15 protein-coding genes and 1 other RNA gene are annotated in these 20,885 nt (G+C 46.9%); 4 read left to right on the top strand and 12 right to left on the bottom strand.

Translation table 11 applies throughout. The features are described from left to right. Positions 1–23: 23 nt before the first annotated feature. Positions 24–761, top strand: coding sequence for a LolA family protein (locus ACSHX2_RS06790; RefSeq protein ID WP_435691853.1), 738 nt, complete (start codon positions 24–26; stop codon positions 759–761). 4 nt (positions 762–765) lie between these two features. Here ACSHX2_RS06790 and ACSHX2_RS06785 read toward each other — a convergent pair whose 3' ends face one another. From ACSHX2_RS06785 to ACSHX2_RS06760, 6 genes are all read right to left on the bottom strand, one after another. Next, positions 766–2,181 (bottom strand): class I adenylate-forming enzyme family protein, encoded by a 1,416-nt coding sequence (locus ACSHX2_RS06785; RefSeq protein ID WP_435691851.1) that lies wholly within the window; start codon positions 2,179–2,181, stop codon positions 766–768. A 27-nt stretch (positions 2,182–2,208) separates the two neighbouring features. Then, the gene (locus ACSHX2_RS06780; protein ID WP_435691849.1) at positions 2,209–2,832 is read right to left on the bottom strand and encodes an acyloxyacyl hydrolase; all 624 of its coding nucleotides are present in this window, start codon (positions 2,830–2,832) and stop codon (positions 2,209–2,211) included. A gap of 66 nt (positions 2,833–2,898) precedes the next feature. Then, a complete protein-coding gene (locus ACSHX2_RS06775) occupies positions 2,899–3,606 on the bottom strand; it encodes a peroxiredoxin-like family protein (protein ID WP_435691847.1) in 708 nt (235 codons plus the stop codon). A 121-nt stretch (positions 3,607–3,727) separates the two neighbouring features. Next, entirely contained in the window at positions 3,728–4,714 is a 987-nt protein-coding gene (gene tilS, locus ACSHX2_RS06770; RefSeq protein ID WP_435691845.1) for a tRNA lysidine(34) synthetase TilS, read from the bottom strand. Between the two features lie 99 nt (positions 4,715–4,813). Beyond that, positions 4,814–6,499, bottom strand: coding sequence for a 30S ribosomal protein S1 (gene rpsA / locus ACSHX2_RS06765; protein ID WP_435691843.1), 1,686 nt, complete (start codon positions 6,497–6,499; stop codon positions 4,814–4,816). Positions 6,500–6,759: 260 nt separating this feature from the next. Then, entirely contained in the window at positions 6,760–7,830 is a 1,071-nt protein-coding gene (locus ACSHX2_RS06760) for a 6-phosphofructokinase (protein ID WP_435691841.1), read from the bottom strand. A gap of 566 nt (positions 7,831–8,396) precedes the next feature. On the opposite strand from ACSHX2_RS06760, the gene ACSHX2_RS06755 reads away from it, so the two are divergent. Beyond that, positions 8,397–8,804: a Minf_1886 family protein gene (locus ACSHX2_RS06755; protein WP_435691840.1), complete on the top strand. Its 408-nt coding sequence runs from the start codon at positions 8,397–8,399 to the stop codon at positions 8,802–8,804. Positions 8,805–9,104: 300 nt separating this feature from the next. Here ACSHX2_RS06755 and ACSHX2_RS06750 read toward each other — a convergent pair whose 3' ends face one another. Continuing rightward, a complete protein-coding gene (locus tag ACSHX2_RS06750; protein WP_435691838.1) occupies positions 9,105–10,166 on the bottom strand; it encodes a ThuA domain-containing protein in 1,062 nt (353 codons plus the stop codon). Between the two features lie 151 nt (positions 10,167–10,317). Here ACSHX2_RS06750 and purT point away from each other — a divergent pair, with 151 nt between their 5' ends. Further along, a complete protein-coding gene (gene purT, locus ACSHX2_RS06745; protein ID WP_435691836.1) occupies positions 10,318–11,499 on the top strand; it encodes a formate-dependent phosphoribosylglycinamide formyltransferase in 1,182 nt (393 codons plus the stop codon). A 192-nt stretch (positions 11,500–11,691) separates the two neighbouring features. On the opposite strand, the gene ACSHX2_RS06740 is transcribed toward purT, so the two are convergent. Next, entirely contained in the window at positions 11,692–12,507 is an 816-nt protein-coding gene (locus ACSHX2_RS06740; protein WP_435691834.1) for a 3-keto-disaccharide hydrolase, read from the bottom strand. 189 nt (positions 12,508–12,696) lie between these two features. On the opposite strand from ACSHX2_RS06740, the gene ssrA reads away from it, so the two are divergent. Beyond that, positions 12,697–13,054: a transfer-messenger RNA gene (ssrA, locus tag ACSHX2_RS06735) on the top strand. A 408-nt stretch (positions 13,055–13,462) separates the two neighbouring features. Here the strand turns inward: ssrA and ACSHX2_RS06730 are convergent. From ACSHX2_RS06730 to ACSHX2_RS06715, 4 genes are all read right to left on the bottom strand, one after another. Further along, the gene (locus ACSHX2_RS06730) at positions 13,463–14,758 is read right to left on the bottom strand and encodes an alpha/beta hydrolase family protein (RefSeq protein WP_435691832.1); all 1,296 of its coding nucleotides are present in this window, start codon (positions 14,756–14,758) and stop codon (positions 13,463–13,465) included. Positions 14,759–14,800: 42 nt separating this feature from the next. After that, positions 14,801–15,634, bottom strand: coding sequence for a 3-keto-disaccharide hydrolase (locus ACSHX2_RS06725; RefSeq protein ID WP_435691830.1), 834 nt, complete (start codon positions 15,632–15,634; stop codon positions 14,801–14,803). Positions 15,635–15,665: 31 nt separating this feature from the next. Continuing rightward, on the bottom strand, positions 15,666–17,846 hold the full coding sequence (locus tag ACSHX2_RS06720) for a right-handed parallel beta-helix repeat-containing protein (protein ID WP_435691828.1): 2,181 nt from the start codon (positions 17,844–17,846) through the stop codon (positions 15,666–15,668). 215 nt (positions 17,847–18,061) lie between these two features. After that, entirely contained in the window at positions 18,062–20,875 is a 2,814-nt protein-coding gene (locus ACSHX2_RS06715; RefSeq protein WP_435691827.1) for a hypothetical protein, read from the bottom strand. Between the last annotated feature and the right edge of the window lie 10 nt (positions 20,876–20,885).

Raw genomic sequence — 20,885 nt, 5'->3', positions numbered from 1 at the left:
ACAAGCTAAATAACATCAACAAATTGGCAACTCCCGATAGCACCAGTGCCCAAATCCTTGCGGAAGGCAGCATTACAGTTGAATCACCACAGAACCAATTCTATCCTCCGACCATGCAAAAGCTCTTCAGATCGCTTTCCCTTTTCCTCATACTCACTTGCGCCCTCAGAGCTGAGCCAGATCTCGAGCCTTTCCGCATTGCTCTCGCTAAGCAGGCACAGTTCCGATCTGTTATCGTTGAAATCCAACAGACAAAAAAAATGGCTGCACTCAACGAGCCAGTACACACCAAAGGAAAACTCTGGCTACAGCCAGGGAAAGCATTCCGCTGGCAACTCGGTGAGCCCATAGCCAGCACGGCCATCTATGACGGAACCGCAGTGTACTTACTCAATGAAAAAGATAAATCAGCACAATCTTTTCCGCCAACGGATAACAAAGTAAAACCACTACTTATGATGTTAGGCATGGGCGACGGAGCTTCAATAGAAGCAATGTCCAAGGTTTTAAGAATCACAGGAGCAACAAAAAAGAATAGCCATTACGCTGCTGCCTTCACTCCGAAGCCTATTAAGCTCAAACGAGCCATCAAGCAGTTGGTGTTGCAGATCAACACGGAAAGCTCATTCACTGAACGTATCGAATGGACTCAAAAAGATGGTTCAGTCGTCACCACTACATTCTCAAAACCGAAAATTAATGCCCCTCTCCCACCTCAGATTTTCTCTTTCAATAAGGCGGAATATTCTTGGGAGAATTGATTCATTAACGCTTCACCTTACCGCTCGCAGTAAGATCAATGCTCTCCACACTTTTGAGCCTTACAGGTATTTTATAAGAAGCCAACCGGCTTTCACAAAAAGCACGAAGCTCTCTCATTGGAGGAGTCGAATGCTCTGCCTCCAATATAATTTCCGCGCACGGATACGCACCCATCATAGGATGCTCAACACCAAACACTCTAGATCGCTTTACTGCGGGTAGTTCGTTGAGTACAGCTTCCACTTCTTCGGGAAACACTTTCATCCCAGCCACATTAATCACACTCTTACTCCTCCCTCGCATCACCAAAGTCTGGCCCTCTAACTCTTCAACTAGATCACCCGTCGAAAACCAACCATCCTCAGTGATTTCATCACGTCTCTTCCACGGTAAAAGGTAGGCATCAAACATCCCAGGTCCGCGGAGCAACAACTCACCCACCTGCGTATCATCACCACTAAACTTAATCTTATAGGAATACGCCTGCTGAACCTGTCCCAATGCAGTTGGTCGATCTAATGCGTGTTGCGTATTCATAATTGGCAGCCCCACTTCTATAATCCCCAAGGCTTGGGTGATCGGTAAATTAAATCTCTCAAAAAATGCTTTCGCCACGTCTTCACTAAGAGCCGCCGCAGTAGAGACCGCCAATCGTAATTTGGGTAAAGCCTCAGCAATCTTGCTCTGAGCCAACTGAGCAAAATGAAAGGGGCTCCCGTAGATGACACTCGCACCAGACCTCCTAACGGCAAGGTAGACCTCATCAGCATCCTTCGATGTCTCCAGCACAGTCGTCGCTCCGTGATACAGGTACAACATGATTGAAACCGCAAAGTGGTGAGCCATTGGTAAGGTCCACAACACCGTCTCACCAGGCTTCATACCGAGTCCCTGGTTAGCTGCTTCAAGACGATCTAACAAAGAACGATGAGATAAAACCACCCCTTTCGCGCTGGATGTTGTGCCTGAGCTGAAGCGAATAAATGCCGGATTCAACGCCTCAAATTCATCTTCTGGGAAAGAACTCCTAGAACCATCTAAGACAGTTATATCTGCAGCGCCTAAGCCTAACGGCAATGGAATATCCCCGGCCTCTGAAGCTGGTTCAATCATCGCATGCAACGCTGTATCACCTATCAGCTTTTCTACTTCACGCTCAGACAGCTCATCCGGAATAGGGACAAAGCAAGCTCCAAGGTCAATCACAGCCAAAGCCAATAATATATAGCCCAGACCATTAGGAAACCGTACCCCTACGCGTGGTAATTGGTGGTTAGAGAAGGCTGCTGAGCTCACCAAGCTCTCACGAATTTCATCCACCAAGACGAATAACTCATCATAAGAAATTTCTAAATCCTCATCACGAATCGCAACCGCAGCTCCGTAGTCTTTCGCCCGTATGTTTCCGACTATATTCATGCAATTACAAGCAGCAATAGATCTAGTCTAAAAGGAATAGCTCACACCCATAGTTACACCCAAGGCATCGATCCCAGGGTTTGGATCTGTCTGCCCTTGATTCGACATATGCTGAAAAAGAGCACCTCCAAACACACCTATCTTAGGGTTTATCTGGTAGCGCACGCCGGTCTTAACAAACCAGTTAAATGTAAAATCTTGCCCCTGTCCGCCTACGACATCCGTACTATTAGTCACGCCTGCCCCCCCACCGATGGAAGTATAAATCGACCATTTATCAGTGGCTGACCACCACTCAAACGAAGGCGCTCCAGAAAAACCAAAATAATAATCTTCCGGCCCATGCTCTATCCAGTTTCCTAACAAGGAAACCTGATTACGCAGAACAATCTTAGAATCGTTGCAAAAATCGATCTTGAAAATTGAAGGGCTACGCCACGAAACTTGATTAGGAACAATCCTATAGGAAATCGGTGTATTCGAACGAACATTCCAAATCAATCCAGACTCAAAGTCTACAGCATGCTGTTCCCAAGGCCTATCCTCTATCTCTGATGCAACCGCCACAGCAGACAAATACAAATAGAAAATTCCACCACTTGCTGCCATGAGATTATACCAGTTTGAAGGACGCAAATTCATGTTAGACATCTATGAAAGCCTCTCTCCTTTGGCAAGAGCTTACTAAATTTTGGTCAGCCTAGAGTTGATCGCCGTTTAAAGGTTATTGAGCGCATCGACGATATCCTTGGGCTCAGCTCTCATGTGGTAATCGTGATGGAGAAATGCCCAGACAATAGTTCCGGATTGATCGACAATATAAGTTGCCGCAAGAGGGAGTTTGTCAGTGCCAGCTTCTGTTCCGTTGTATTTCTCTAGGTCGAAGAAGTTTCCATAAAGTTTTTCAACTCCTGGAGTAAGATTGAACACTAAGCCATACTCCTCAGCAACTTGATTATTTAAGTCGGTGAGCACCTCAAAAGTCAGCTCGTTCTTTTCTTTCGTGGTCAGAGTCTTATCCGGAAGCTCAGGAGTGAGGGCGATGAGCGAACCTCCAGCTTTCTTAATATTAGGAAGCTCCTTTTGCATCGCCGCCATAGCAATATTACAATACGGACACCAACCACCGCGGTACCAAGTGAGCACAACTGGACCCTTTTTTAGTTCAGCAGCAAGGTTCACGCTCTCGCCAGTTGCATTTTTTAGCATAAAATCAGGAGCCTTGTCCCCGATCTGCTTGGCTGTCTCGACCACGTTAGAATCCTTCACGGCTTCAATGCCTTTGGCGAATTCAGCTTTCACCTCTGGATTAACCTTCTTCGACCCCGCGCCTTCGCGTGCAGCCAGTTGTTCACGCAGTGTTTCACTATAGCTATGCGACACCATAAGCGACGTCAGAAAGAGTGTTAATAGAGTAGATTTCATAGTTTTAAATTTTGTGTATTAGAAAATGTCACTCCCTGAACTCTCAAACATTGAGAGGGCCTAACTTAGGTATGAGGATCGAGTGCGCGAAATATTCGCAGAGACTCACTATTGTTCCCCCCTATTCCGCAGACTTAGACCTTTGCACAAAGATGCGCTGCTCTTTGCGCCGTAGCCATTGGCCACCCGGTAGATTAACTTTCGCTGATGAGTCCAAATCACACAGCTTGAGACATTCCAAAATAAGCGAACGGCTCAACTCAGGAATCTCCTGAGACACAAGATATTGAAATAATGCTGACTGTTGCAGCACCGGATTCATCGCCTTGAAAGCAGGCAGAAAAATCCTCCCCTGTGGATCAAGTAGTGTCTCGAAATCAATTTCACTAGCGAAGTAATCCGATAACTCCATGCTCACCTCGGCAGCGGCATTCACGTTCGGTACGACTTCACGCTGCATCACATCTTTTAGTAAAGGCATGACCTCATTACGAATCCGGTTGCGTGCGGTAAACCCCTCAGCATTCGACGCGTCTTCGCGATACGAGACACCATGCGCTTCAATATAAGTATCAATCTCTTCACGTCGAACATCTAACAATAGACGTACAATTCGAAGCATCCCCCCATCCACCTCTATCGAGTTCTCAAAGCTCATCCCCTTCAATCCGTTTGATCCACGCAAGAGGTTGAACAAAACCGTCTCAGCTTGATCATCAGCATGGTGACCTAATAGAACTCCTGCAGCAGAAAACTTAGCTTGAGCCCGAGCAAAAACCGTATGCCTCACTTCTCTCGCTGCAAGCTCTAGTCCTTTCTGCTGAGCATCCGCTAGCTGCTGCACGTCGATAGACTCAGAGTAAAAAGCCAAACCGTATTGGCTCGCCAGCTGTTCCACAAATTGAGCATCTCCTGCAGATTCCTCGCCCCGCAAGTTGTGGTTCACGTGCACTACGACCAACCTACTAAAATTAGCCCTAACAAGAACATCTAACAAACATACAGAATCCCGACCACCTGAGACTCCTACTAACCAAGCCTGGTTAGGATCAATGCGCTCTAGCTGGTGTTGGATTGTTTCGATCACAAAAGAGTAAAAATTAGACAAACGAAGAATGAATACCTATTGGAAACTGCCAACTGAATAAACAAAAAAGCGCTCTGGGCTGACCCAGAACGCTTTGTGATTGATTCTCTAGAGAAAGAATTAGTCTTCGGATGGGCTCCATTCCTCGCCTGTTGAGGCAAGGTTGAATGCGTGCTCGAGACCAACCATTTCGCTGGAAGGCTTGAGTGTCTCGAAGGACTGGGACTCTTTTCTGAGTTCGTCTTCGGAGTACTCGACTGCTTTGATAGAAAGACCGATACGACGCTCGACTTTGTCCACCTTGATAACGCGTGCTTCCACGTCGTCACCAACCTTAAGTACGTCCTTGACGCGCTCAACGTGCTCTTCAGAAAGCTGAGAGATGTGGATGAGGCCGTCGATGTCGTCCTGTAGGTTAACAAATGCACCGAAGGATGCGATCTTAGCAACTTGACCTTTAACGAGATCGCCAACCTTGAACTTATCGTCAATGTCGGACCATGGATCGTTTTCAGCTTGCTTAACACCGAGGGAAACACGCTGGTTTTCCTTATCGATGGAAAGAACAACTGCTTCCACTTCGTCGCCCTTCTTGAGGACTTCAGATGGGTGGTTGATCTTACGTGTCCAAGAAAGGTCGGATACGTGGATCATGCCGTCGATACCTTCTTCAAGACCTACGAATGCACCGTAAGTAGTGAGGTTACGCACAGCGCCTGTGATGCGCTGACCGATTGGGTAACGTGCTTCGATTGCGTCCCATGGGTTTTCGTCAAGCTGACGAACACCGAGAGAGATCTTCTGCTCTTCGATAGAGATACCGAGAACAACGGCTTCGATTTCCTGACCGATTTCGAGAACGTCGGATGGACGAGTGATACGCTTGACCCAAGAGAGTTCAGAAACGTGTACAAGACCTTCTACGCCGCGCTCAAGTTCGATGAATGCACCGTAAGGAAGGAGCTTAGTAACCTTGCCTTTAACATTCTGGCTGATTGGGAACTTAGCTTCGATGTCTGCCCATGGGTTATCTTGCATTTGCTTGATACCGAGGGAAACACGCTCTTTCTCACGATCAACGTCGAGGATCTGAACTTCGAGTGACTGACCGATGTGAAGCATCTCAGATGGGTGAGAGATACGACCCCAGCTCATGTCTGTGATGTGAAGGAGTCCGTCCATGCCCTGAAGGTCAACGAACGCACCGAAGTCAGTGATGTTCTTAACGAGACCTTCAACCTTGTCACCGATAGTGACTGTCTGAAGGAACTGTTGGCGCATTTCTGCACGCTCAGCTTCGATAACTTCACGACGGGAAAGAACGATGTTCTTACGCTCGTCATTAACTTTAACGATCTTGAATTCGAAAATCTTACCAACGTACTCAGAGAGATCTTTTGGTGGGATGATGTCGACTTGTGAACCAGGAAGGAATGCTTCCACGCCAACGTTGACCATAAGGCCACCTTTGACCACGCTCTTGACCTTGCCTTTAACAAGACCACCGTCTTCGTAAACTTTGACGATCTTCTCCCAGTTCTGCTTGTGTGCAGCCTTTTCCTTGGAGAGTACGACCATGCCGTTGTCATCCTCAAGCTTCATGAGGAGAACTTCTACACCATCACCTACTTCGATTTCTTCGTCTTCGAATTCTGCAGATGGGATAGCGCCTTCGGACTTGTAGCCGATGTCCACGAGAACAACTTGTGGACGGATATCGATGATAGTACCATTAACAATGGTACCTTCTTTAAATTCACGGAACTTAGAATCAATAAGGTCCGAGAGTTCAGCATTAATGCTCATTTTTTGTTTTGTTTATGTTATTTGATTCATCATCAGCCTTATTGCCCCAGAAAAACGAGTCGGAACCGGGGCTCCAACAACCGACTCGCCGGATGATGATGATCAGTGCCCTCACGAGGAGGGATGGGGAAAATAGAAATACTCCGCCCTATAGCAAGTAGAATATACGCATTCTTCTCGTTAATATGCACTTTTTATACGAATTATCGCCAATTCTGCCCATTTAAGGAAATTCAGATAGAGCTCCTCACTAAAAGAGATCAATCTCCTAGACTAATCCCGATCGATCTTGCTGTCGTCACCACCTCGCCATCGGCATCCACTGAGCGTAATTTATGCACAGCCGCTTCGATCGGAACAGAGCCTACGTGATACGCTTGATAGCTCACCATGCTCCCAAAATGCCCGTCGCGCACAAGCTCTACGGCTTTCACACCGAATCTAGCTCCAAGGATCCGATCAAGACTGGTAGGCTCACCACCGCGCTGGAGGTGACCAAGAGTACACGCTCGGACTTCCTTACCTGTCGTTTCACCGACGCGCTTAGCCAGAACCTCACCAATACCACCAAAGCGAGGCCCGTATCCTCCATCTTCTTTGGTAACTACCTCGCCATCTGGCATCTTACACCCCTCAGCCACCACAATCATTGTACTGTGATGCCCGTTATTCTCTCTTTCGATGACGCGCTCCGCCACCTTTTCTAAACTAAATTGAATCTCAGGAATGAGGATAACATTCGCGCCACCAGCTATTCCACCCCACAGAGCAATCCACCCGGCGGAACGCCCCATCACCTCTACCACCATCACCCGCTTATGACTCACTGCCGTGGTGTGCAATCTATCGAGAGCATCCACCACACAAGAAACAGCGCTATCAAACCCGAAAGTCATCGCGGTAGCCTGTAGGTCGTTATCAATCGTCTTCGGCACACCAATAATAGGAATGCCAGCACGGAACAAATGTAAGGCAGTCCCCAACGAACCATCTCCCCCCACAACAATTAGAGCCTCTACTCGTAAGTCCGCTAAAGTTTGCTTGGTCATCTCAATGACCCGTCCAGCCACGTCCTTAAGATTATTTGTACCCACTTTAGCAGCGAAAGAATTCTTATTCGTGGTCCCCAGTATCGTTCCGCCTAACTTCATGATTCCCACTGTGTCAGCTGGATTCAGAAGCACATGCTCACCGTCAGGCAAGAGCCCTTCAAACCCGTCACGGAAACCAACGACTTCCCAACCTAACTTAGATGCAGCTCCCACAACTCCGTGGATCACTGCGTTGAGGCCTGGGCAGTCTCCCCCGCTATTCAGAATTCCGATGCGCATGCGCGCACCATAGCAAAGAGTACCCACTGTGCAAAAAAAATCTGAAACTCAATACAACCCCAACAAACACTGACAAAACCGCCTGTTTTCCAACAAGTTTCACCACTTCTTACCAAGTTATTCACAACGCCCCCCAACATTTATACAAACCTCTAAATCAAGCCCTGTTTGGGGTTGCATAGCCATGAATGAATTTCAACCTAACAATAACACTTATTTAATGTGAATAAGCTGTGAGTTAGCACCCAATAATGAAAAACAACTCCACAACTCACTAAAGCCAAACAAAGTGATGAATCCCCCAATAATTTAACAACACTTAAACTTAAAGTTCCTAAGTCCTAGAAAATCACTACCTAAGCAATCACAGAGCCTGTTTTATCACCTCTCACTTCAGATCACACTAAGCGGTAAAAAATGAGATTTCATCCATTATTTTTGAGGTATTCCCCAAGTTATTCACAATGCTTTGGGAATTACTCTGAATCTATTCACAAGTGGCATTAAATCCTCATTTATTCCGCTTTCACTTGTCAGTAGATTCGCATTTCGTCACTCTTACTTCTATGCAATCGATGCATTTTGACCAAGCCCTGCAAAATATACTGAAACGTGACTCACGCTTCTCTCCGGATGGCTATAGCTTTCTTAAGCAAGCTCTCGACTACACAGTCACAGAGCACACTAAGCACGACCCCGATATGTCTCAGCATGTGACAGCAAAGGAACTACTCGACGGTTTTCGCAATCTAGCTCTTGAAGAGTACGGACCAATGGCGTCCACGCTTCTTGCTGAATGGGGCATCCATAACTGTAGCCATGTCGGTGATATGGTGTTTCTTCTGATTCAAGAAGGCATGTTTGGTAAGCAAGACAGTGATAGACGAGATGACTTTAGCGAAGCCTATGACTTCAATGAGGTCTTTGTAGCCCCCTATTTACCCAAGTCTCTAGCTAACTCAGCTCCGGAATAATACCAAACTGAGTTCCAAAAGAGACAAATGTGATTATACTGAAGCTTGGGGAATAGCGCGTTTCGGAAGAAGTGAAGGCTGGGCGCTATCCTGTTGAATCTGCGTTATTCCTCAGTCACGGTGCTCGCACCGCTCTTTCGTCACGCCTTGATTGACCAGGAAATCACTCCAGCATTAGTCTCTTTTGAATCGCAGAGTGGTATAACGAGCCAGCGGAACTCTACATAAACCTAAAAAAATAACCGATAAGGATCACTCCTCATCGGTTATATAAATTAGTTACGTTAGCACTGAAGCTTACTAGCCTTCTGCAGCTGCCTTAGGCTTTTTCTTCGCCTTAGCTTTTCTTGCTGGGCGCTCGATCGGAGTCTCAGAACCGATCAATGAATCATAACTCGCAAGATCAGCCGGCTTCACACCTTGCACTCCACCACCAGTGAAGAACAGTGTTGGCTTGTATGGACCGACGAAGCTCACATCGCTGTCTGCTTCAATTGCGTCTTCAAGACCAATTGACCAGTAGACTCCGTTAACGACCATACGACGGTAGTTGTCATCGAGGATATCTTGAGAAGCTCCCTGTGTGGAATGGAATGCACGATTTGGATTACCGTCTTTATCCGTATAGCTGAATGTCCATGTAGATGCCATTGGTGGCATTTTAGGATCAGCTTCACCATCTGGGTCCATCGATGTCAATGGCTGTGTCATCGTAAGTGGCTCCATGCCCTCACGCACAACACTTTTATAACCACCTGCGTGGCAGAATGCATTATCCTCTACTCCTTTAAGGATAGCGTGATCTTTCTTCTCAGGAATGATTTGGATGCGGGATCCTTGCACATGGTTTCTACCATAGTGACCTTCCCAAGAATTACCTAGGTACGTCTGGCCAAAACCACCTTCAAAACCTTCATCCTTTGCTTGGAAATTAAAGTGAGAATATGTCTTACCTGCTGGAATTTTAAAGCCATGGGAAGAAGTACGGAGACCCACTACTGGACCACCATTGTCCAAGTAGTTAGCAATATGCTTCATCTGATCATCAGGAAGATCGAGGAAACGTACAAAGAAAATAGCTCCGTCAGCAGTTTCTAACGCTTCAAGGCCTTCGATGTTTGAAGCACCAGGTTTAATAAAACCTTCTTCATCCGTACCGAAAAGAACCGTACACTTAAACCCGTGGTTTTTCGCAAGGATACGAGCCAAAGCAGGAAGAGTCTCCTCAGCTCTGTATTCATGGTCAGATGCTACGAAAACCAGATGTTTCCCCTTACCTGCACCAGTTTCACCTTCATACACAATTTGAGCTGAAAGGGTTGATGTGGCACACAGTGCTATAGTTGCGATTTTTTTGATCATAGTCTTTAAACGGTCGTAAAGATAAGAATCCTACACATCCTGTAAAGTTTTATCCTCCGATGCTAACAAAAGGAATTTCTAGCGGACAGAAATGCACACATTGCTGGATCAATTATTGTAATTTTAAAACAAACTATGCAGCATCCCCGGCATGGCAAGCATCGGGACACCACTCACACATTCTGCAGTCAAAGTTTTACTCTGTGGCTCAGGTGAATTAGGCAAAGAAGTCGTTATCGAACTCCAGCGCCTCGGCGTCGAAGTCATCGCCTGCGACAGCAAAGAAAACTCCCCTGCCATGCAGGTTGCGCACCGCAGCTACACCTTTTCTATGCTCGATGGCCCTGAACTACGCCGCGTGATCGAGCTCGAAAAACCTCACTACATCGTTCCTGAAGTAGAAGCCATCGCTACCGACACACTTGCAGCGCTCGAAGCTGAAGGCTTCAATATCGTCCCAACGGCGAAAGCTACACAGCTAACCATGAACCGCGAAGGCATCCGCCGTCTCGCCGCTGAAGAACTAGGCCTCACCACCTCCAATTATCAATTTGCTGGCAGCAAAGAAGAATTCCTACAAGCCGTTGAAAAAATCGGTATCCCTTGTGTCTGTAAACCCATCATGAGTTCCTCTGGCCACGGTCAGAGTACTATTAAACAAAGTTCTGACATCGAGTCAGCCTGGACCTACGCCCAAGAAGGCGGCCGAGCTGGTGAGGGTAAAGTCATTGTCGAAGGATTCGTAGACTTCGATTACGAAATCACCCTCCTCACTGTCTGTCACGTTGGCGGCACTTCTTTCCTTGAACCGATTGGCCACCAACAAGTCGATGGCGACTACCGTCAGTCGTGGCAACCACAAGCCATGAGCAATGCAGCTCTAGAATCTGCCCAAGAAATGGCGGCCAAAGTGACCAGCGCTCTCGGTGGCTACGGGCTCTTCGGCGTCGAATTCTTCGTCAAAGGTGATGAAGTCATCTTCTCAGAGGTTTCCCCTCGTCCACACGACACCGGCATGGTGACACTCATTTCTCAAGATCTCTCCGAGTTCGCACTCCACGCTAGAGCTATTCTCGGACTACCAATCCCGCAGATCGATTTCCGCGGACCATCCGCGTCTCACGCCATCGTTGTAGAAGGCACCTCGAGCAATGTGCAGTTTGGTAATCTAGAAAACGTACTCGCTGAAGCTGGAACAGACATTAGACTCTTCGGTAAACAAGAAGTGAACGGACACCGCCGCATGGCTGTTGTCCTCGCTCGCGACTTGAACGTAGAAGCAGCCCGGGCCAAAGCCGAGCGTGCAGCAGATAAGCTAGAGATTACTCTCTAGCGCTTGCTCAGATCAGCTCTATAATAAGAGGCCAACACTAGAATTAGCTTGGCGTGTAACACCTAAGTCACACGCTAAGCACGCTCCTACATTTTCGAAAATTTCGGAAATTTCGTGGTCACCCCCCCATTCGTAGAATTAGTGAAATCAGTGGTAAAGTACCACCGATCTACCACGTATTGCGCAATAAAACTATTTAGCCTCTACTGGCAGCTCCTTGATTTCGATATTGCGGAAAAGGATCTCGGCCCACTCAGCTTGGAAACCGATGTGACCTTTATCTAAAGGCTCTTTTTCACCCTGACCATTTTTCTGGGTGAAATTATACGTCTTTAATACAGTCTCGCCGTTAAGAATAAACACCGCTTTCTCATTACCATGAACTTGGATCTCCATTTTATTCCATTCCCCCATTGGCTTCTCAGTACCAGTACGAGCCATCACGGATCTGCCAGTCACTGGCTCAGAATTAGGATCGTAGTACTTATCTCTTGGGTCAGGGTACTTATCTGTAACCGGCGTATCTGCATTCAAGTTTTTCCCTAATACAAAGAGATCCCCAGAGTGAAAACGTCCAGCTGTCTTCTTCCCATTTGGCTTATCACCAGGAGACTCACCAATCTGCATCTCTAGTGAAAGAGGCCAGACCTTAGTCAAGTCACCGTGTACATGAAAGAGTAGGCCTGAATCACGATCCCAATCAGGACGTGGAGCGAAACGATTTCCAGCCCACTTGTATTCTAGTTTTAGAATATAATGGCTATAAGCTTTATCCGTCACGAGCACATCTGTTTTCTGCTTAGAACCAGCTTCACAACCAGCATAGACATGAATCACTTTTTCCTCTTTGTTTACAGAAAACGGACCGGTATCCCCCTCACCAGTGCTGCGTGCTGAGCTCCACCCCTCCAGATTTTCACCATTAAATAATGGAACAAAACCCTCTTCAGCAGAGAGAGTCGTTACTGAACAAACCACTGAGGCACCAAGTAAAGTAATAAATTTCATACAGTGACTTACTATGTCAACACCTGCGCTGATGCCATCCCTAAAGCCTCAACTCATCGATTTCGTAACACATCTAACGCAAATTGACCTAATTTTTTCAGTTGCCATTCCCACATTCCTGTGCGACTTATCCACTGCTGCTGCCCAAAAGGTTTCAGCGAAGACAAAGGCTCACGCTTTTAACAACGTGGGGGCGTTTTGGTTTCGACTGGATGTTGGAAGGACTTGCTGCATGTAGAGGTTGATCGGTTGGCCTCTTTAAAAGCCGTTCAAAACAAATAATTGCAGACTCTAACGAGCTCGCACTTGCTGCTTAATTGACAGCAACGCCGCTGATCCCATGTCTACTAAGGTCAGCCGCGAAACTAATGCAGACTAGCTTGATGATCGGGTTTCCGGGTCAGAAAAGCGAAACTTAACAGGAAAATCGGATTGAGACGGTGGCTGACGGACAAGCTCATTCCTAAAAAAATTCTGACAGCTAAACATGTAGACGCTTGCCTTAAAGGCATTTAGGACAGGGGTTCAACTCCCCTCGCCTCCACCAGCCTTCGCCAAGGCTCCGGCCCACAAGCCGTAGCTTTGACGAAGGCTGCATTGTTTATAGCTTAAATGTTAGTCCTAAAATGACCAACTCACCCTCATTCTAGGCAGGGACCGACTGTCCCCAGTCGTCCGGCTGTGCACACACCTTAAAAAGCTATAGAGGTGGGCGATTTCCGTGTAGTTACATGATGCCAATGTTCGCACCTAGAATGTTGGATGATGCATCAATTCCGCCGGACGACTGGGGACAGTCGATCCCTACCAGCTGAAATCCAAGCTACCTATAATGGCCATTCGGTCCGTAGTATCAACTCCCCCCCAACAGACCTGGATTGGCTTTACTCAAGATCACTATGCGCACAATCCAACAGGCTGTGCGGTGGTGCATAAAATCAGACAGTATAGCCGATTACTCCACCTCAATCACTTCGCTCGAACTAATGCGGCCAGCCGCGTCTCTCAAGTTCACGTAGTAAGTCATACAGCTCTCTGGTAGCGTTACGCTGACCGTCATTTTCTCTGCATCTACTTTAGCTTCTAGCTGCTTCCACGTCCCTGGCCCAGAATGTTTCGCGTCAGGCTTATTGGCTGGTTTACGATAAGTGATAGGCTCGTCTAGATAGTAAACCATCGCGCTTTTGATTGGCTCTTCTGACTCATAAATCAGCTCGACCGTTCTCCCACTTGGCTGCTTGGTAATACGCGCCGGCGCTGATCCTTCACCTTTAAGATAATGATCCGCAAAGGAATAAATCTCTGACACTCGCTTCGGATCCCATCCAGCACCGTGACCATGTGGCAACCCTGGATGAATACTCAGGAAGGCGTGGTCCGCGGTGGTTTGATAACAATGCGAGGTACTATTGACTGAAAAATGCCCATCGGTATCACCATTGACCCATAGAGTTGGCACCTTACCTTTCGCAAAATGGCGTGCTGGATCCCAAAACTTCTGCGCATCGCCACTAACACTTTTGAAGTGCCCATGTGATTCATACAAATAACCACAACCGTAAACAGGCATCGCACATTTATAGCGTGCATCCACACCTGAAATAAGACTACTTAGAATTCCACCCCAAGAGATTCCTGTGACACCTATCTTGTCAGCATCTACTTCTGGAAACGACGCCAATAGCGTATGCGCGATCATGATATCTGACACCGCGTGGTACATCCATTGCTCCGTCATCGGCTTTTCAGCATCACCAAAACGGCCTACGCGTGAAGGTCCACTGTGGGGATGGCTCAATCGCCCACCACCAGTCGCCAGATTCTCAGGAAGATGTCCTTCAAGATCCATGGCGATCGCAGCATAGCCACGGTCATTCCAGATCTTCACCCACTTATGAAAAGCAGTACCGCCACCACCATGGACTAACACCATCGCAGGTAAGGGCTTGTCACTTTTAGGAATACCTAAGTAGGCGAAGGTACGCTTCGGTTTTCCTTGGAAGTCGATGCTATCGTAGAAAATAGCCTTCACCTCACCTACATCATGAGAGCTGTGAGAATATGTCTCAGGCACCTCAAAAACCTGTTTATCTAACTGCTCGATCAGAGGCTTACTCGCATCTGGTAATTCAGCAGAAGCAATCAGCGGTAGAGATAAGAACATCCCTAAGGTAACACGCCTCAACAAGGTAATACTCAATACTGGCATTAGAATATTAGGCTTAGTTTTTGAATTCTTACTCTTCGACATGGTGCTATTTCTATAAATTTTTAATCCGCTCGGAGCCCACAGTTATTCCTCCGTCACTTCTGGAGTCAGAAAATCTTCCATTGGGATAAATGCGCTGAGCTCCTTAATACGGATATTCCGATAAAATATTTCAGCCGTTTCCGCCTGTAATCCAATCACACCTTCGCCAGGGCTAAGATCGACGGCTATGTTAATCACCTCACCATTGAGTTTATGAACCGTGTATTGATCCCCCATCACGATAATCTCACAGCGATTCCATTTATCATTGAGCGCTTGGAAATTTTTCGTGGGCTCCCCGGCGTGCTCCCAGCCAGCTCCCTTGGCTGGCTTTCCGCCTTTCGAGGGATGGAGAAAAGCGGTGCCTTCGGCATTACAAATCCATTGGTAGGCGACTCCTTTCGGGCGAATCAGATCACCAGTATGGTTACGCTGCTGCATGTGGTCATAGCGAACTTGATATTCTATACCAGTTGGCCAAATCTCATCATCAGTGACGTGGTAGAAACAACCCGCGTCGTATTGCCACCTCGCAAAGTTATTCGCGATTCGCGTCCCCCACTTGTATTCAAATTGAAAAATGTAACGGCTAAACTTTTTCTCCGTGTACATCATGCCATGCGTGTCATTCTCGCCGGTGTCGACTTTATACCTCTCAGGAAACGACGCTCCAAAGACACGTACCATTCCATCTTCTACAGAGAAAACTTTCTGAGCCATTTCCTCATCGCCACTACGGATTTTGAGATACCAACCATCTAGGTTTTCACCATTGAAAAGCGAGACATAACCGTCCTCGCTTTTTTCCTGTGGAGTAGTTTCAGACAGGCACTCACCGACCATAAGTGCGGATGTTATGAATAATAGGGCTTTCATCTTATAGAATCTAACAATGGGGTTTTATCTCTTACTTTTTCTTCTTTCTCCCATTCGGGATCACAGTAACCTCTTCAGCTCGGAAGCGCTCAGAGCTGAGTAGTCCTCGGGGCAAGGATCCTACTGCGCTGCTAGGAACAAGCGACTTCCCGCGGAACTCTTTGGCAAACATTTCTGACTGAGCCATCGTGGTGGGCACTGTAATGCCATCAGGCATCCAGTCACTTCCAGTTGACCAGCCCTCACTCTTGTATTCATAGGCACCTCTGAAACGATCGAGCCCTTTGACATGTTCCGCCTCTAACTTAGGGGTCGGACTAGCTCCATTTTGTACCACAGCATCCTGTGGAATAAGATCTAGACCGTCCAAGCTCCCATTCTTGAAGATGGTATTTTTAAAGCCAGTCATATTCGACTGAATCGCTCCTCTATCCACTACCGCGATCGATTTATTTTTTGCCCGTTCTGCGTGGAGCTTCCCTTCATTCTTTGACTGCGTGTAGGGACCGTCCTCACTCGGACCTATTCTATCCACAAACTTGCTGACGAGGTTGTTGAGTACATTCCAGTCCTTAATCGGCGGAAAGCTCGTATCATTACTCACCACTGCATCCCCAGTCCCCTTACGCTTGGAAACGACATTCCGTGTGAGCATGCAGGGCTCATGGTTCATGACCGAAGTGTTATTATAGATATTAAAGTTGCCGAAACCTTCGATATTCATCCCACGCTTCGAAGACCAAAACACATTATGATGCACCGTGAGTTTCTCTCCTGCCTGATCGAGTCGGACTCCATTACCTTTCACATTGTGCACCCAGTTGTGATGAAATGAGGTCCAGTGCTGGGACAGGTTCGGCATGTAAACGCCAGAAACATCACTATTGAAAACACCCGCATTGCAGATGTTGTTGTATGAGATTTCAGGTTCTCTACCGCGCGTATCTGCATCATCAGAAAAACCAACTCTAATCGCATCTGAGCAATTGTTAAAAAACGTATTATGCGTGATCTTGAAAGTCCCCTTCGCATGTATATTCAATGCCACACTCTGGAAATTGGCGTGTCGATTATTCTCCGCAAAAACTGAATTCTGCACAATAAGATCGGACCCGGTCAGCTCCAATCCAGAGTTATGCCCACCAGCAAAGAGACATCGGTTAAATCCGATCATCGCCCCCTCGACATAGATCGGCTTCGCGTTTCTTATGCCTACTGGATTGTTTAGGAACAGTGGCTCTGAGCCGATATAACTAAATTGAGCATCATCAAATATGATTTTCTGGTTCTCAGGATTAGCCAGCTTCACTGAAGTTGCGAAGAAATCGATTCCTGACACACGCACATCCTTCAGAGGCTCCTCATTCAGAATCGAATAGTCAGCAGTTTTCACTAACACATCAGATGGATTTGGCGCAACCCCAGCTGGAGCGTAAAAATACAAGGTTCCATCTTTGGCAAACCATTCACCTTCGCTATCAAGCAAATCTAAAGATCCTGCTAGGAAAAATTTCGCTCTCACATTAGGCTTCGCTTTCCCCTTACTAATCGCCGCTGGAGAACCTCGTCGACCATCTTCACTAGTGAAGAATACAGAATAAAAATCGCTATCATCCCACACCATCGTCTCACCATCGAATGATTTAATCGGTCGGCTGTAACAGCTATTTCCCTTCGAATAACGAAGAAAGCAATGGCCACCAACGAGGTCTAAATCCTTCATTCCTGCGAATGCCTCACTCTTCAGCTTACCGGGCCCAGATCCTGAAGCCGATTTCGCCCACTTCTTGCTCGCGTCCCAATTCTCCGACCATTGCATATTCGGCCAGCGCGCCCAAGTCATCGGTTCGTTCTTGTAGAACAACTGCTTAGGATCGAAACCTATGTTGATTTTATAGATGTTTCCCTTGTGCTTCTCAAAGCCCTTCGACAATGGCTCAGCGCCACTGAAAATGACCTTCCGAGGGTTCTTCGCTTTGATCGTGACACCTGACTTCAACTTCAGAGTACCCGTGTAGGTGCCATCTAGCACAATCAAGGTGTCGCCAGAGTCCATTCTATCGACTGCTGACTGCACCATCTTCAATGGCTTTTGTTCTGAAGTTCCTGAGTGCGCATCGTTGCCCCCAGGCGACACATAATACGTTGCCGCTGTGAGAGCCCCACAGAGAAAACTTTTACAGAGTATGATCGTTCGAAAATTTTTAGACACTTTTTCTTTCCTTAATTTATAGCCTCACCACCCGTGAGAGAAAACTCTCCAAGTGGGGAAACGGCACGTATAGTGGAGCGAAGATTGCAGTTCTCAATCAAGAAGTTCTCAATTACCGAAATAGCACGCAATTCAGCCCACAAAAAACAGCCTCTATGCAATTGTCCCATAGAGGCTGCTAAGATATCTGAAAATTGCCTAATCGTTAGAAATGATCACTCATCACGCTGAACTTTTAGCTGAATAAACTTGGCTTCCACATCGATCGGGAAGCGTGACCTTATCGTTTCAAAACCATCGACTGCCGCATCCACTTCAACATCAAAGGGAACTTCTACAGAAGGAGTCGCCAAATCTTCAGTGACAATGAGTGAATAGCTCAATCCTTTCTCCAAGTAATCTGTACGGCGTTCGTACTCATACACAAAATAGGAATTCTCTCCGTCCAGCTCAGTGTACTTCGCCTCGCGAGTCCCCGCATCAGACTGAGTAGGATTCATGCCCAGCGCGAACTCCAAAAGATTCGAGTAACCGTCACCAGTGCTCCCATTTTCGACATCTGCAGTCGCTAACGCGCTATCACCAGAAAGCCCATACTTGGCGACCCACTCGTCATAATCTGCATAAGGCATTTGGATCGTATAATCTACTTCTATATCTCCGAGCGCCCAACGGTTCGAAGAATTTGCATTCCCCGTCTCAACTTTAAAGTTTGTTACAGAAGAGGTAGAAGCTAATGCTTGTAGGTCAACACTCTCAGGGGATGCGCTCATCTGGCTCACATTCGATAAAGCATCTATCGTAACCTTGACTCGATCTTTCGAATGATTACCAGACAATACCTCAAGGGCCTTGAAGCTGAAACCTGTGAAATCAGTAGAAGTTAACTCGCTGCCATTAGCTGAAAAATCTACAACTCGGATGTTCGAGACAGAATCTACAGACTCACCGAGACTACCATCAAATGTGTTATCCCATGCAGCAGCAGCCGTGCCTGATTTGATACCCCAATGAGAACTAGAGTCACTAACGATCGAAGCCCCAGCCATAGGAACTAAATCAACAGCTAATCGGAATGTCGCCAAGCCATCTGGAGCCGTCAGAGTAGCAGTGTACATCGTCGCAACGGTATCTGTACCATAGTCAGTATTAGCAGCAGGTGTGATCGCAGTATTCTGACTGATATCTCCCTGAGGCAACTCGATGGCTAAACGTGAGGAAATTTTCTTCATCGCTCCCACGCCGTCGGTCACCCTAAACACAGCGTTTCTTGATACTTCATCAGTAGTCACTGTTCCAGAAAGAACACCGTCACTCGAAAGTGTGAGACCTTCCGGAAGATCTGTATCGGCAATCCATTCCCAACTATAATTTCCATCACCCCCGCTTGCCGAAAGTTGGTAACTAAAAAATGAATCAAGCGGAACTTCTGGCAAGGCGCTGGTCTCGACCTCCAAGTCACTCTCTGGAACGTGTGCCCCAGTCTCAGACAAAAATGCGAGTTCTTTGATCACATCATGACCTATCAAACAGGCTTCATGAATCGCTTCTGTCGTGTGAGAACCACGATGAATATCATCTGCAGTGATTTCAGCTGGCAAAGGGAACTGAGTCCCCAAGGAGGAACTCAACATCATGTATGCATTCATATACACCAATAAATCTGAACAGTGCAAAGCATCTTCAGAAGCTGAAAAATCCTCTGTAGCCTCATTCAAACGCCCCATACCAATCGTCAAAGGAATCAGTTTCCATCCGCGTTCCGCATAGTTGAAATACAATTCTGAGCAACTATGGTAATCAAGCGCATCAAGTGTGGCTGCAGTTCCACTTTCCCCTCCAATTGCAAAGGATTTAATCCAGTCAAACGCCATCGGGATCATGTTTGACTGAGTTAGATCGATTACATCCTGCGCATCAGCTCCAGACCAAGAGCCTGACACATACATAAAAGCCGCTTCATCGGGCTCTAAAGCAAATTTGAAGCCTTGATAACCAGCATTATCAGGATCTAGATCATCAGGATGCCAATATCGCACACCTGTGGAGTAGACTCCATTTCGTGTACCTAACTTACGACTCGCAGCCGTCGTATCTACATTACTATTGATGATCAAATCTAGAGCATCACTCGTCCAGTCATGCGTACTAGAACCTTTATACATATAGCGGACCACATCGTTAAAAGGCTCCTCAGTAACATCGAGGCTCCGGTACACCACTGCACCATCATTTTCGTAACTTGTATCGTAATGCACAGTGGATGCATGAAGATTCACTGTCGCCGCGGCCGTCTCAGCTAAACTTACGGCCCGTGCGGTAGTGATGCCTGATGGGCTGTAACTTGATGTCCCAGCATTGAGACCGGTAATCTTGCTGAACATCGTACAAGCGTAGAGATACTGTTCTTCAGCGGCTGTTGTAGCACCATCAGACTCCACAGCATACGAGCCTGGAATCAACTCCATATCGACCCCATTCGCCACACGGTACATCACTTCCCCTATCTCACTGAAATCTTGGTCTGCATTGTTCGGCAAGAAGATCATCGGAATCGTTGTTCCAGAGTTTAAAATGAGAGACGAGAACTGGGTACAGCCCTCGTAAAACACTTCCGGCGCGAAATAACCATTATCGTAGGGAGCATCGTCATAAATATTCGTCGGCCCTCCGTTGTACTCCGAATATTCAACAGTCCCAGTAGGTACCGTATGAATTGTGGGTGTCAAAATAACGTGCCTGTATCCCTCTACCACTTTAGCGCGCAATGCTACATCCGCAGAATTTTGATCATAGTAACCATCGGCTAACGTCTCGATAGTTGAGTTTTGAACAGTATCAACTTGGACATCGCTATAGGCGACAGTTCCAGCAAGTAAACTTTCGAGGTGATTCGCAGCATCAGAATAATTATCTGAACTCTCCCCTACAGAAACGAATAAGATATCGTTTGAGAGGTCCTGAGCTTGAACAAAAGTGGGGACAGCCCATGCGCAAAGCGCGAGGCAAGTCTTAAAATAAGTCTTCATTGTGTGTGTG

The sequence above is a fragment of the Rubritalea sp. genome, assembly GCF_051252225.1.
Classification (GTDB): Bacteria; Verrucomicrobiota; Verrucomicrobiia; order Verrucomicrobiales; family Akkermansiaceae; genus Rubritalea.
The sequence above is the reverse complement of the archived record's forward strand: the minus strand, read 5'-3'. Positions and strand labels throughout refer to the sequence as shown.

Excerpts from the sequence above, each read along its gene's own strand:
- ACSHX2_RS06785 (WP_435691851.1), bottom strand. The coding sequence starts at position 2,181 with ATGAATATAGTCGGAAACATACGGGCGAAAGACTACGGAGCTGCGGTT.
- ACSHX2_RS06780 (WP_435691849.1), bottom strand. The coding sequence starts at position 2,832 with ATGTCTAACATGAATTTGCGTCCTTCAAACTGGTATAATCTCATGGCA.
- ACSHX2_RS06775 (WP_435691847.1), bottom strand. The coding sequence starts at position 3,606 with ATGAAATCTACTCTATTAACACTCTTTCTGACGTCGCTTATGGTGTCG.
- rpsA (WP_435691843.1), bottom strand. The coding sequence starts at position 6,499 with ATGAGCATTAATGCTGAACTCTCGGACCTTATTGATTCTAAGTTCCGT.
- ACSHX2_RS06760 (WP_435691841.1), bottom strand. The coding sequence starts at position 7,830 with ATGCGCATCGGAATTCTGAATAGCGGGGGAGACTGCCCAGGCCTCAAC.
- ACSHX2_RS06755 (WP_435691840.1), top strand. The coding sequence starts at position 8,397 with ATGCAATCGATGCATTTTGACCAAGCCCTGCAAAATATACTGAAACGT.
- ACSHX2_RS06750 (WP_435691838.1), bottom strand. The coding sequence starts at position 10,166 with ATGATCAAAAAAATCGCAACTATAGCACTGTGTGCCACATCAACCCTT.
- purT (WP_435691836.1), top strand. The coding sequence starts at position 10,318 with ATGGCAAGCATCGGGACACCACTCACACATTCTGCAGTCAAAGTTTTA.
- ACSHX2_RS06740 (WP_435691834.1), bottom strand. The coding sequence starts at position 12,507 with ATGAAATTTATTACTTTACTTGGTGCCTCAGTGGTTTGTTCAGTAACG.
- ACSHX2_RS06730 (WP_435691832.1), bottom strand. The coding sequence starts at position 14,758 with ATGTCGAAGAGTAAGAATTCAAAAACTAAGCCTAATATTCTAATGCCA.
- ACSHX2_RS06725 (WP_435691830.1), bottom strand. The coding sequence starts at position 15,634 with ATGAAAGCCCTATTATTCATAACATCCGCACTTATGGTCGGTGAGTGC.
- ACSHX2_RS06715 (WP_435691827.1), bottom strand. The coding sequence starts at position 20,875 with ATGAAGACTTATTTTAAGACTTGCCTCGCGCTTTGCGCATGGGCTGTC.